The following is a 12,462-nucleotide window of genomic DNA, read 5'->3' on the forward strand; positions in this document are numbered from 1 at the left end:
CTGTGGTGGGGATGCTCGAAGAGGCCCGCTCGCCTGCACCGCGGCAGCGCGGGCCCCTCGGGCTTGGTCAGAGTCTCTTACGCGCCGAATGTGTAAGAGTAGTCGGTCGTCACCGGCGCGACCGTGGTCTCAGTCACGTTCGAGTTGCCCGAGCCCTCCTCGTAGTAGTTGCCGTAACTCGAAGACGCATCCGTATAGGTGTCACCCGCGTTGTAGGTGTGATCGTCGTAAACGTATCCCGTGGTCTCGGTCGACGCATCAATGACCGTGTCACCCGACGTCACCGAGTGATCATCGATCACGGTATTCGTTGAACTGTTCGAGTTGTCCGAGTGGTCGGAGAGGTCGATCGCGAGGTCGCCAGAGGTGGTCGACGAGTCGGTGAACGTGTCACCCGTGGTCACCGAGTGATCGTCGATCACGGTGTTCGTCGAGTTGTCGGAGCTGTTCGAATGATCCGAGTTGTCAGAGTGGTCCGACAGATCGAGCGCGATGCTGCCGAAGTTTGTCGACATGTCGTGGTTCTCGGTTATCGCAACAGTGTTGCCTGAGTCAGTCGTGTTGCCCTGGTTACGATTGTCGATGTTGCCGATGCCACCGGTATTCGAGCCGTTCTCCCAGTAGTCGCCTCCGATGGTCTCGGAGCTGTCCACCGCGATATCACCGATGTTCAGGGTGTTGCCGGTGTTCTCAGCAGCGTTGTTGTTCCCGCCGATTGATGAGGTGTTCCCGGTGTTCTCCGCGGCATTGTTGTTGCCGCCAATGGTCACCGAGTTGTCAGAGCGGTCAGACAGATCCACCGCAACGTCGCCGACCGTGTTGCCAGTGTTTTCGGCGTTGTTCTGGTTGCCGCCGACGCTCACCGAGTTATCAGAGCGGTCAGACAGATCCACCGCGACGTCGCCGACCGACAGTGTGTTGCCCGTGTTCTCAGCAGCGTTGTTGTTCCCACCGATCGAGACCGAGTTGTCGTTCCCGGTGTTCTCTGCCGCGTTGTTGTTCCCACCAAACGAGATCGAAGACTGGTTGCCGGTGTTCTCAGCTTCGTTGTTGTTGCCGCCGACTTTGTCACCCTGTGCGAGTGCGTCGCCGCCCGCAATCACACCGGTATCCTGCGCGATCGTCTGGTCGCCACCGAGTGCGAGGTTGCCATCGCCCTGGTTCTGAATGGTGTCACGGCCCGACGCCTGAGCGGTGTCGGTTGCGACGATGTTGCCGTCGCCGGTGATAATCGGGGCGTCAGTCTGGAAGTCGCCGCCGAAGGCGAGGCCACCGTCGCTTGCGAACGCCTGACGCAGCTCGCCGGCAGACCAGACGTTCTGAATGATTCCACTGTTATCGAAGTTGCTCACGGCAACGTTCTGGATGAGATGCTGCACCATTTCAGCCGGGGTCGAACCCACTCCAGCAATTGCCACCGCGCCCTGCGACGCATTTGCGAGCACCGGGGTGATCGCGTCGACGTCTGCGCAAGTGAGGTTCGCAAGGCCTGCCGATGCAAGCGCGTCAGAGGAGTTTGCCATGAACTCCTCTGCCTTCGCCGAGTCACCGAGCAGCCCGAGGATGAAACGGAGAAGCTCCGTTGATGTAACTGACACTACGTGCTCCTTGGGTCTGATCTGGCCCACCGCAAATTCGGCGAGCGCCTAGGCAACTGTAAGTTCGCAGGCACCCCCAACACGACGGGGAGGGCCCCCCTGATCGCCTCCCGATGCACCATCCGTGCAGGGCCCCAAGCATGATGGGTGATTAGGGGATAGATGAGGGGATTCGAAGCACAAGATCGGTAGTTAGGAGTGCGGTATTTCTGACCTCATGCGGCTATCGTTCATATACGGGGTAGCGCGGCACTGCCTTGCGTCGAGCGTCGCAACGCATGGAGCTGGCGCCGCGATATACATCAGCGCAGTCGGGGGGCTGCACACGGGGGAGCATATGGTTGGCATTGCAGCGGGCACGTCTCGCATCACACTGAGTTCTGGAGAACGCCTGCCGTTCGAGCCGCGCGACAAGCCGGTCTCGCAGCACAGCGATCTCCTCGTACGCATAGGTGATGCTCTCCCCCTAGTACTCGTTGGCGTCGGCGCCGACGGTGAGCCCACGACCGTGATTGAGGACGCGGCGGAGCTCTATGCCGCGCGTCTCGCCGCCACCCTTCGCGCGGGTAGTCTCGCGGGGCAGCAACTGAGCCTCACCACCGAACTGGGCCTCGCGGGGGAGCTCATGCTCGCGGTGCCCGGATGGTGGTCGCCACAGGTACTCAGCCGCATCAACGCGGCATTCAGCACGCACGGCATGAACGTTTCGCTCGTGAACGCGGCTGAGGCCGCGGTCGCGGGCTACCGGCTGAACGGCGCCTCCCTGCCGCAGCAGGTGGTGGTCATCGACGCGCGTCGAAGTTTCACCAGCGTCGTTGTGGTGCAAGAGTGCCAGGCAAGACCACACGCCCTGCTGAGTCCCACCTTTATTCACCGAGAAGGCGGGGATGCACTCGATGCAGCCGTGCTCAGGCATCTTGTGGTCGGTCTCAAGAACGTGGGTGATGAGATCGATACGCGCAACGCGGCAACCATTTCCGCGGCGCAAGTCGCGCTCGCTGAGTGCCGGCAGCTGCGAGAGGCACTGTCGCAGCGTTCGACGGCGTCGCTGCAGCTAGATCTTCCGGGATCGGCTCACCCGGTGCTGGTTGCGCGAAGCGAACTCGACGAGCTCGCAACCCCGTGGACAGACACGATAGTGAGCATGGTGCGCACAGCGATCGAGCAGTCACCCAAGGAAGTACAGGCGGCACTCATCACGGGCGGGCTCGCCGCAATGCCGCTCCTCACCCAGCGACTGTCGGCAGATCTCGAACTCGACGTCCACGTCCCTGAGAACCTAGGCATGGTGATAGCGGAGGGTGCGAACGCGTTGAACCAAGGTGTGAATGAGAGCAAGCGCGCCTGGTCCGCCTGGAGAAGATTTCTAAGGCCGCGGAGTTCGGGCAGGCAGGCGCTCCGCGTCCCTCACACACCGCCGCACCCAGCAAGCAGAGCGTGGTGACTCGATGAGCACCGCCACGCAGCTTGCAGCTGACCGAGAGCGTGAGGTCACGACGCTGCTCCTCCATATCGCGGTGTCGGCACCGGCAAACGCTGGCGAGCTGACGATGCGTATTGCGAGGCCGCAGCAGGCGATCCACGACGACCTCACTTCCCTCATGCGTGACGGGATCGTGCACGTGCACGAGGGGACGCTACGCACCTCTGCCGCTCCCCGCCTGATCGCCGAGGCAGACGCGGGCACAATCCGCGAGATTCATGATCAGGTGCTCGCCGAATTGCGTTCGGGTGGGGCACCAAGAACGTCAACGCTCCTCGCGCTCGCGGAATCGGGGTGCGCAGACGAGGCACTCCTGCAGCTACTCACGCGAGCTCTCGGTACGACACCAGACGACGCGGCGGCGCTCAGTGCGTTCACTATGGTGGCGCGGGCCCGCAACGAGGATGATGCGGCTCAACGCATTCGGCGCGCGACCGATGCCGCGGCGAGGTGTCGACCTAGCTTCGTGCTCGCACTCACCGAAGAGCTCCTCGACTCGAAACCTTCAGACAAGCAGCGCAGTGCAGCGCTGCTTGCGGCGGGTGCCCACCTGCAAAGCAATCGTTGCGAGCGCGCGAGCGCAATTTACCGCTCCATCGGTGCGGATCACATCGGAGTTCACGGTGCGTGGGCCGTAGTCGCGGCAGTCGGGCTGGGCGACCTCGAGTCAGCGGTGCAGTGGCGCGGTGCCATGCCAGCTCATGGTCTCACGAGCTATTCGGCCGGCATGTCCAATCTCGCTGACGGGCTCATCGCGAGCCTCAACGAGGCCGGTCCACGTGCGCTCGATCTGCTCGCGAAGTCAGCTTCTGCGCTCACCCCAATCGGCGCGGACCAGGTGTTTCCCGAGAGTCCGGCTGCGCTCGCCGCGCTTGTCGCGTTTGGCACCGGCGATCCCGCGACCGCCGAAATCATCCTCACCCGAGCGCTACAGAGCCACCTCGGCGGCGAGGGCGGGAGGCGACGGCACCTGTTACTGCTCTCGTGGGGTCTCATGGTGCAGGGACGACTCGACGCTGCCGAGCAGCACGTTGCCAGGTGTGGCAAGCCCCAGGCGCTCAGCGAACGCGACCTCCTGCTCTACTGGTGCTTGCAGGGTGGCATCGCGCGAAGGCGTGCAGATCTCTCAGCGATGTACAACGCGTGGCGCGAGATCCGCGGCCACACTTTCGGTCTCCGTCTCACACTCTTCGATCTGCTTGCGCTCGGCGAGATGATGGTGCTTGCCGCGCGCTTGCGAGATGAGCACCGCATCGAGCAATTGGTCATCGATGCGACCGACCTTCTGCAGTCGCTCGATCACCCTCCGGTCTGGGCCGCCCCGTTCTTCTGGCAGGGAGTGCAATCTGCGTTCCAGGCTGAAGACCCCGCCTCGCTGATCCCCTATGCGCAAGCGCTCGCTCACGCCGGCGCTGAGAGCCCATACGCGGCGGTGCTCGCGACGGCCGGACACACGTGGCTCGAGGTGCTGCGTGGTGAGTCCGACGCTGACTCGGTTGAGCGTAGCGTGCGAGCCCTCGCATCAATCGGCCATACGTGGGATGCGTCGCGCCTCGCCGGGCAAGCAGCGTTGCAGCATCCGGAACGCGAGAGTGCGCTGTCACTGATGCAGCTCGCTCGCGAAGTTATGAGAGAGCAGGGCTCACACGCGTCTGCGGTGAAACCGTCGGTGCTTACGGCTCGCGAGGTGGAGGTTGCGAGGCTCGTACTCGACGGCCACGGGTATCGCTCTGTCGGCGAGCAGCTCTACATCTCACCGAAGACTGTCGAACACCATGTGGCCCGTATTAAGGGAAGGGTCGGCGCATCGAATCGCGCCGAGCTGCTTGAGAAGCTCCACGATCTGCTCGCCGAGGATCAGGCCTCGAGTTTCCTCACTCCACCGGGAGCATAGTCGTAGTGCAGCTTCGCCACTTCGCCGCGTGACGAGAGCCCCAGCTTGCGCAATACGTTCGACACGTGCGTGCGAACGGTCGCGACTGATACGACCAGCGATTCGGCAATCTGATTGTTCGAGCGGCCCTTCGCGAGATGCGCCACGATCTGCCGCTCGCGATCGGTAAGCAGGTCGAGCGCAGCATCATCGATCTGGTTAGCTTCCGGCACGCCCATCGACGCGAGCCGGTTTCGCACCTGGGGCACGTAACCGAGGGCGCCGATCTCTTCAAGTCCTCGCACCGCGAGACTGAGCTGGTGCGACGCTTCGTCGCGTTGTCCCATCACATGCAGGAGCTCGCCGTAGTCGGCGCGGCAGAGGCCCAGCTGCAAGGGGTATGGCTCGTTTTCGATCGCTGCAGCGTAGTGCCAGAGCGCGGTATCGTGATCGCCACGTGCCTGCACAAGCCGCGCCTGCAGCCAGTCGAGGCTGCCCCAATACTCGAGCCAGCGCGTTCCCCGCCAAGCCGCGAGCTGCTCGATGAGGGTTGCAGCCTCATCGAGCTCTCCCGCGTCAATGAGCGCGTGCGCCCGGTACGTGAGAAATCCGTGTCTCGTGTTCTCGAGTCGTTCGACCCACTCCCCTTCACTCGCAACGAGCACCCCCGTAACGTCGCCTGTGACTCGCGACACCTCGCAGTCGGTGATGAGGTTAAGCGCGGGCTCGTAGGCTTCCCACACGAAGTCACGCTGACGCCTCGCGTGCTCCGCGTGCGCTACCCAATCGCCTTCTTGGGTGATCGCCGCGAGCCTGGCCCGAAGCGCCGCGAGTGCTGGCCTCATCTCGACGTCCATCGTGGTGAACGAAAACTCTTCAAGCAGACTCAGGTAGTCGTTCGCCGCCTGGTAGTCGCCCTGCAAGATCATGCAGTCGACGAGTATCACTCGCGCAGTTCCCGCGGCCCACGGCTCGGGTACGCGGTCGATCATGTCGACCGACTGTTGCGCGTGGTTTCTCGCCGCGGCGAGGTCGCCGATCGATACTTCGCTGCCAGCAATTGCGACTAGCGCATCGACTTTGAGGGCGCTTTCGGGCAGTTGCTCCGCGCGCGCAACTAGGTCTGGGAGCGATGATTTTACGGTTTCCGCGTCGGCGATGCGTTGCGCGCCTACGAGGAGGTAGCAATCGAGAACCACGGCCTGCGCGACTGGGTCAACCATCCATCTCAGACGAGGGTTTGCAACAGTAGCGGGATCCGCCGGCAACTGCGCTGCGAGCCCCTTGGCCAGCGCGATAATCTGAGCGACTCCCGATGTGTCGGGACTGCGCATCGTGAGAATGACAACCATGAACGCAAAGTAGGAGAGCACAACGAGCTCGTCAGCGTTCTTCGGGTGCATCATGAGCAAGCGCTGCATGCGTTCCTGAGGTGATTCGGCTCCCACGCGGTGCGCGGCAAGCACGACGCAGAGCATCTCATGCAACATGTCTTTCGGCAGCGTTTCGAGCTCGTCGAGAATGTCAAGCACGAGGTAGCTCGTCTTCGCCTCCATGTGCAGCAGTGCGAGGTCGGCGAGCAGCTTTGCGCGTGCCTCAGGAAGCTCGGCACGGGCGAGAGCTTCCCGCAGGGCCTCGCTCGCGTTGACGAGCCTGCCCTGTGATGCTTCATCGTGCACATACGAATCGACGAACTCGTGCAGCTCGTCGTTCCACGATTCAGCGCCCCGAATGCGATGACGGATCGAACGGTGGCCCGAGGTTGTCTCCGCAAGCGCACGAAACACCTGCCGCGCCCGCTCCGCGGAAACAGTGTCTGCTATCGCTTCGGCTAGCAACGCATGCCGCGGCAGAATAACTTCATCGTGCCCTGAATGAGCGAGTACATTTGCATCGATGGCGCGCTCGTACTGCACAGGCTCACCGAGCAGCGACGCCGCGAGACGCAACTGCTGCAGCGTGAGTTCGTGACCAGCGAGGCACACAAGTTCGGCAGTGCGCCGGGCAGCCGGGTCGAGTTGCCTGAAGGAGTGGACCAGGGCGTCCGTGGGCAAGTCGATCTTGATGTCAGTTTCCCAACTGAGATGGAGTTGCGAGACCTCACGATCCGACATGGCGGCCAGCACACTATCGACCCCCAGAAAGGTGCCTCCGGTCGCGTCGAGGATACGCTGGGCGGACTGTGCCGAGATCATTGCACCGTGACGCTCGAGCACAAGACCCGAGATCTCCAGCGGAGTGAGCGCTTTGAGGTGATGAGCGGCATCGCGCGAACTGTCACCGCATAGGGTGACCAAGAATTCCCCAAAGCTACCTGGCACATGCGGCGCACGAGCACCGAACGCGAGGAACGTGCCCCTGCGTATGACTCGGGGAATCACGTAGCGAAGCACCCGCTGCGAGGCTTCGTCGATCCACTGGGCATCATCGATGACGATGACGTTGCCACGATCGCGGCTCTCCGCCGTAAGTCGTTGTACGCATTCGCGGGCAAGATCGACCGGGGTCGTGTTCGCGTCGGGAATGAAATACCAATCGGGAAAGAGATTGCTCGCGGTGAGCCGTTCGATGAAGCTATAGGGCTCGAGTTGTTCGATCTCGTCGGCACGCACGAAGGTGGTGTTCCACTTGGCTTCGTCCCCTGCGTCGACCAGTGCGCGCAGCAGAATTGTCTTTCCCATGCCGGCCTCGCCGTCGACGACAAACAGCATCCCGTTCTGCTGCTGCGACTTCTCGATCACCTGTTGCACGTAGCTGCGCCGAGACACTGTCAGCGACAAGCGTCGATCTGTTTGTTCCCCAAGCTGTTGTGCGCTTGGTTGCATGTTCTCTTGCCCCCCCCTATGGCCCAGCCCAGGGCATGCCTCCGGGCCAATTTACCACTTTAGCGGCTTCGCATGAATCTCACATAGCAGTCCCGCGCATGATGAGGTCATTCCGCCTGTACTCGAAAGCATCTAGCCCCGCGATCACGCCGCAAGATCAGGGACGGTATACCCCGGACCCTTACCTGTGCCGAGGTCACGATCCCACCCAAGTGCGTGATGATCGATGGAACCTATCTCAGATCCTGGTGCCCACTCATCGCGACCGACGAACACCACACCCGCCGGCATGGCAATGGTGCGGGGCCGACTCTCAGGTCGCGTGGGAAGCGCTCCTGAAACAGATTCCTGCCACTCAAGCAAAATCACACAAAGCAGAAACGACGACCCCGGTTCACAGAACCAGCCCTGGGCCCTGCGCTCTATGACACCGCACGCGATGCCAGGCAAGTGCAGAACGCGCCCGGGCCTATCCACACGCTTTTGCAACATAACCCGTCGACGAAGCTTCTGGCGGAACGAAGAACGGGAGCCAGGCCGATGGCCTGACTCCCGCTAACTGTGTCGCATCTCGCGACTCATCACAATGGTGGATCCTAGGGGAATTGAACCCCTGACCTCGTCATTGCGAACGACGCGCTCTACCAACTGAGCTAAGGACCCGTGCGGGCGGTGCCCGTACAGCGAACTACTTTATCAGCCACGGCGGCCCCGCGCGAAATCTTTCGCACCGCGCAGTGTGTTCGGGTGCGGCGCGGCTAGGCCCGCTTGGGCAGCACGATCCGATCTCCCGTTTCGGGGTGGCGAATCACCTCGACCGGCGTGCGATAGACGTCGGTGAGCACCTCAGCGTCGAGCACCTCATTCGGCGCCCCGTTCGCGACGATCTTCCCCTGCCGCAGCAGCGCAATGCGATCGGAGTACGCGCTCGCGAGGTTCAGATCGTGCAGCACGATGAGCACGGCGTCGCCAGCGGCAGCACGCTCCCGCGCGAGCGTGAGCACCGCCTCTTGATGCCCGAGGTCGAGCGCAGCCGTCGGTTCGTCGAGCATGAGCACGCCCGTGCGGCCCGCGATCACGCGCGCGAAGGCCGTGCGCGCCCGCTCGCCCCCAGAGAGCGATGGCACCCGGCGATGCCCGAGGTGACCGATGTCGGTGGCATCGATCGCCTCGCCGATCGCCTCGTTATCGTCGTCTTCGAGCTCAGTGCGGCGCCAGGGGGCACGGCCCATCTCGACGACCTGATGCACCGTGAACGGAAACAGCAGCTGGTTCTCCTGCAGCAGCACCGAGCGGCGGCGCGACAGATCAACGAGCGACCACTCGCTCAGCGCCCTGCCACTGAACTGCACCTGCCCGGCGTCTGGTTCGACGTCGCCCGACAGCAGGCTGAGCAGCGTCGACTTGCCCGCACCGTTCGGCCCGAGCAGCGACAGCACCTCGCCGGCGCGCAGCTCAAGCGAGACGTCATCGAGCAGCTTCTTGCGCCCGCGCTCGATCATCACCGAGTTCGCAGAGCAGACCACCGAGCCGACTGGCGTGAGCTCGGGTAGCGCGATGTGTCGTGCGTTCATTAGCCCCACCCGCCCGAGCGCTTGCGGGTGCGTCGAAGCAACCAGAAGAAGAAGGGGCCGCCGACGAGCGAGGTGAGAATGCCGATCGGCAGTTCGGCCATCGGCACGATGGTGCGGGCGGCGAGGTCTGCGAGCGTCATCAGCAGTGCGCCAGCGAGCGCCGACGCGGTGACGAGCGGCAGGTGGGCCGGGCCGAGCACCATGCGCATGAGGTGCGGAATCACGAGGCCGACGAACGAGATGATGCCGGCGAAGGCGACCGACGCTCCGACGAGCAGCGAGACGACGAGAATCATGCCGATGCGCAGCAGCTCCACGTTCACGCCGAGGTGGCGGGCGTTGCGTTCGCCGAGCGCGAGCAGGTCGAGCTTGCGCGAGGTGACGTAGGCGGCGATCAGGCCGATCGCAATAATCGGGGTGACGATCGCGACTTGCGACCAGCTCATGCCCTTCAGGCTGCCGAGTTGCCAAAACACAATGGCCTCACGCGACTGGGTGTCACCGACAAAGGTCAGCGCGGCGATCGCGGCCCCGGCGATCGCGTTCACTGCGATGCCCGTGAGCACGAGGGTCACCACCTCGGTTCGCCCGTCGGCGCGGCTCATCGAGTAGACAATGAGGGTCGCAATCAGCCCGGTCACGAACGCGAGAATCGCGGTGGTCCACTGGCCGAACATCGTGAGCCCGAATACGATTGAGATGCCCGCGCCAACCGCGGCGCCCGACGAGATACCGATCACCCCGGGCTCCGCGAGCGGGTTGCCGAAGATCGCCTGCATGATGAGGCCAGAGACCGCGAGGCCAACACCGACGAGCACGCTCATCGCGACGCGGGGGAAGCGGATCGCCCAGAGTGCCTCGTCACCAGCTGGCACCGAGGGCAACGGCAGCCAATCGATGCCCAGGCGGTGCAGCACGGAGCCGAGCACCTCGTGCGGCGGAATCGCCAGCTGGCCAGTGCCCGCCGAGATCAGCACACTGAGCACGAGCAGAATCGCGAGTACGCCAAACAACAGGGGTGCGCGACTGCCTCGCCGCGACAGCGAGGTTCGGTCGGTGCTTTTCATGCTCGCGCGGGGGGCTTTCTAGGAGATCCGGGCGCAGATCGCGCCGTGTACAGAGGGAATTTCAGCGAATCCCCCGCATCATCATACCTTTGTGAGGTTAAGCTTGCTCGGGTCACACTTTTGAGAGGGTATCGATGCACAAGCCGCGCACATCTCGCACGAGAGCCGCACTCGTAATTGCCCTCGGCGTTGCCCTCACGCTGACGGGCTGCCAGACGGGCGCTCCCGAGGCTTCGGGCGGTGGCAGCGCCGCGGCGGAGCTCGCTCCCCTCGACTCGCTCACCCCGCTCGCAGACCCGCTGAGTTACGAGGGGCCGACGACCGCACTCGTTGGCCCACCGACGGTGACGCCGCTCGCCGAGAAACCGACCGCCTCGCTGCCGGTGACCGTGCAATCGCACGACCGGTCGGGCGATGTGCCGGTCGAGGTGACTGACACGTCGCGCGTGCTCGCGGTCTCGCTGACGGGCACGCTGAGCGACATCGTCTACAACCTCGGGCTCGGCGACCAGCTCATTGGCCGAGACGCCACGACGTCATTTCCAGGCGCAGAGAAGCTCCCACTCGTGGTGCGCGGTGGCCACGATATCGAAGCCGAGTCGGTGCTGGGCCTCGAGCCCTCCGTGATCTTCACTGACCTGAGCGTCGGGGGCATCGACTTCGTGACCATGATGCGCAACGCCGGCGTGCCCGTCGTTGTGGTGAAACGATCGGTCGACCCTGAGTCGAGCGCCGCCGCGACCGAGCAGATTGCCGCCGCTCTGGGCGTCGCCGACGCCGCGGCCGAGCTCAACCAGAAGGTCGCCGACGCCATCGCAGCGAAGGAGGCCGAGGTTTCCCGGCTCATTCCCAGCGACGAGACCAAGCGCCCCCGCGTCGCCTTCCTGTATGTGCGAGGCGGCGCTGGCGTGTTCTACCTGTTTGGCGAGGGCAGCGGGGTCGACACGCTCCTCGACTCCCTCGGCGTCATCGATGTTGCCGAGGAGGTCGGCTGGAAGGGCGAGCGCCCCATGACCGACGAGGCGCTCGTGAAGATGGATCCAGACATCATCTTGGTGATGTCGAAGGGGCTTAACAGCACCGACGGTGTCGACGGCCTGATCGAGGCGCAGCCGAGCATCGCGCTCACGACAGCGGGCAAGAAGCGCCGCATCATCGACATTGATGACGCGCTGCTCTTCGCGAGCGCCGGTCGCACGCCCGACGTCATCGATGCCCTCGCTCGCGCGATATATATTCCCGACTCGCTGTAGGCTGCTCCCAGCCCGTTCAGCAATCGCCGCACACCGGCGGGGTATTCTGTATCGGTAATGCTGTCGAGGCCGCCCGGCCCGACGCTGGCGAATGAAATGGGAGTTGCGGGTGGCGAAGGATCACGAGGCGGCGCACGGAACACATCCGCGCCGCGCGGCCACGACCGACTACCCCAAGGATCGCTTCGACGACATTTCCAACGACCGCGCCGTCGGCAGCCACCGGGTCACCGCGCAGCCGAGGGTGACCTGGCACTTCGTCGTTGGCGGGCTGATTGGCGCAGCGCTGCTGACCACGATCGGCATCGTCGGTGTGACGCTCGCTGGCTCGAGTGGAAAGCTCCCGCTCATGCCCGAGACCGAGACTGCCGAGGCCCCCGCCAAGGTGAAGCCGGCACTCGACCCCGAGGCCACCGTCGCCGTGCTCGATGGCACCGAGAGCCAGGGCGATGTCGCCTCGGGGGTCGCCGCCGCGATCACCGAGCAGGGCTGGGGCGTGATCGCGCTTGCTGGGCCCGCAGCGAGCGCCGATATTGAGATCTCAGCGGTGTTCTACGCCGACGCCGCAGACGAGGCCGCTGCCCTGGGGCTCGCGAAGGAGCTCGGAGGGGTTTCGACCTACCTCGCGACCGAATACGCCGACAGTGGCGCGCGACTCACCGTGCTCATCGGCACCGACTACGCCGGCCCGGGCAAGCCGTAGCCCCGCGGGCGATCTGCGTTCGCTCCGGGCGAGCGCCTCTCCTTGCACTCTCAGCACCAGAGTGCCAAAATTAGTGTTAGCAGTCG

Annotated in this window: 8 protein-coding genes and 1 tRNA gene; 4 read left to right on the forward strand and 5 right to left on the reverse strand. The window is 64.0% G+C overall.

Going from position 1 to position 12,462, the window contains the following annotated elements; translation table 11 throughout:
* Positions 1 to 77: 77 nt before the first annotated feature.
* On the reverse strand, positions 78 to 1,598 hold the full coding sequence (locus ABD115_RS03430) for an IniB N-terminal domain-containing protein (RefSeq protein WP_343958225.1): 1,521 nt from the start codon (positions 1,596 to 1,598) through the stop codon (positions 78 to 80).
* Positions 1,599 to 1,935: 337 nt separating this feature from the next.
* Here ABD115_RS03430 and ABD115_RS03435 point away from each other — a divergent pair, with 337 nt between their 5' ends.
* Together ABD115_RS03435 and ABD115_RS03440 are read left to right on the forward strand one after the other, a co-directional pair.
* Positions 1,936 to 3,042 carry an Hsp70 family protein gene (locus ABD115_RS03435; RefSeq protein ID WP_343958227.1) on the forward strand — a complete coding sequence of 369 codons (1,107 nt, stop codon included), beginning with the start codon at positions 1,936 to 1,938 and terminating at the stop codon, positions 3,040 to 3,042.
* A 4-nt stretch (positions 3,043 to 3,046) separates the two neighbouring features.
* A complete protein-coding gene (locus tag ABD115_RS03440) occupies positions 3,047 to 4,975 on the forward strand; it encodes a LuxR C-terminal-related transcriptional regulator (protein WP_343958229.1) in 1,929 nt (642 codons plus the stop codon).
* Here ABD115_RS03440 and ABD115_RS03445 read toward each other — a convergent pair.
* From ABD115_RS03445 to ABD115_RS03460, 4 genes are all read right to left on the reverse strand, one after another.
* Positions 4,939 to 7,722: a helix-turn-helix transcriptional regulator gene (locus tag ABD115_RS03445; protein WP_343958231.1), complete on the reverse strand. Its 2,784-nt coding sequence runs from the start codon at positions 7,720 to 7,722 to the stop codon at positions 4,939 to 4,941. The two genes, ABD115_RS03440 and ABD115_RS03445, sit on opposite strands and share 37 nt — an antisense overlap.
* A 644-nt stretch (positions 7,723 to 8,366) precedes the next feature.
* A tRNA-Ala gene (locus ABD115_RS03450) sits at positions 8,367 to 8,442 on the reverse strand.
* Between the two features lie 95 nt (positions 8,443 to 8,537).
* Positions 8,538 to 9,353, reverse strand: coding sequence for a heme ABC transporter ATP-binding protein (locus ABD115_RS03455; protein ID WP_343958233.1), 816 nt, complete (start codon positions 9,351 to 9,353; stop codon positions 8,538 to 8,540).
* Complete coding sequence (locus ABD115_RS03460; protein WP_343958235.1) at positions 9,353 to 10,420, reverse strand: FecCD family ABC transporter permease; 1,068 nt, start codon at positions 10,418 to 10,420, stop codon at positions 9,353 to 9,355. Before ABD115_RS03460 ends, ABD115_RS03455 begins: the two co-directional genes overlap by 1 nt.
* Before the next feature lie 134 nt (positions 10,421 to 10,554).
* Between ABD115_RS03460 and ABD115_RS03465 the strand changes: the two genes are divergently transcribed.
* Positions 10,555 to 11,673 carry a heme/hemin ABC transporter substrate-binding protein gene (locus ABD115_RS03465; RefSeq protein WP_343958237.1) on the forward strand — a complete coding sequence of 373 codons (1,119 nt, stop codon included), beginning with the start codon at positions 10,555 to 10,557 and terminating at the stop codon, positions 11,671 to 11,673.
* Positions 11,674 to 11,782: 109 nt separating this feature from the next.
* On the forward strand, positions 11,783 to 12,376 hold the full coding sequence (locus tag ABD115_RS03470; RefSeq protein ID WP_343958239.1) for a LytR C-terminal domain-containing protein: 594 nt from the start codon (positions 11,783 to 11,785) through the stop codon (positions 12,374 to 12,376).
* Positions 12,377 to 12,462: the final 86 nt, after the last annotated feature.

This window comes from Leucobacter albus, assembly GCF_039528015.1.
Lineage (GTDB): Bacteria > Actinomycetota > Actinomycetes > Actinomycetales > Microbacteriaceae > Leucobacter > Leucobacter albus.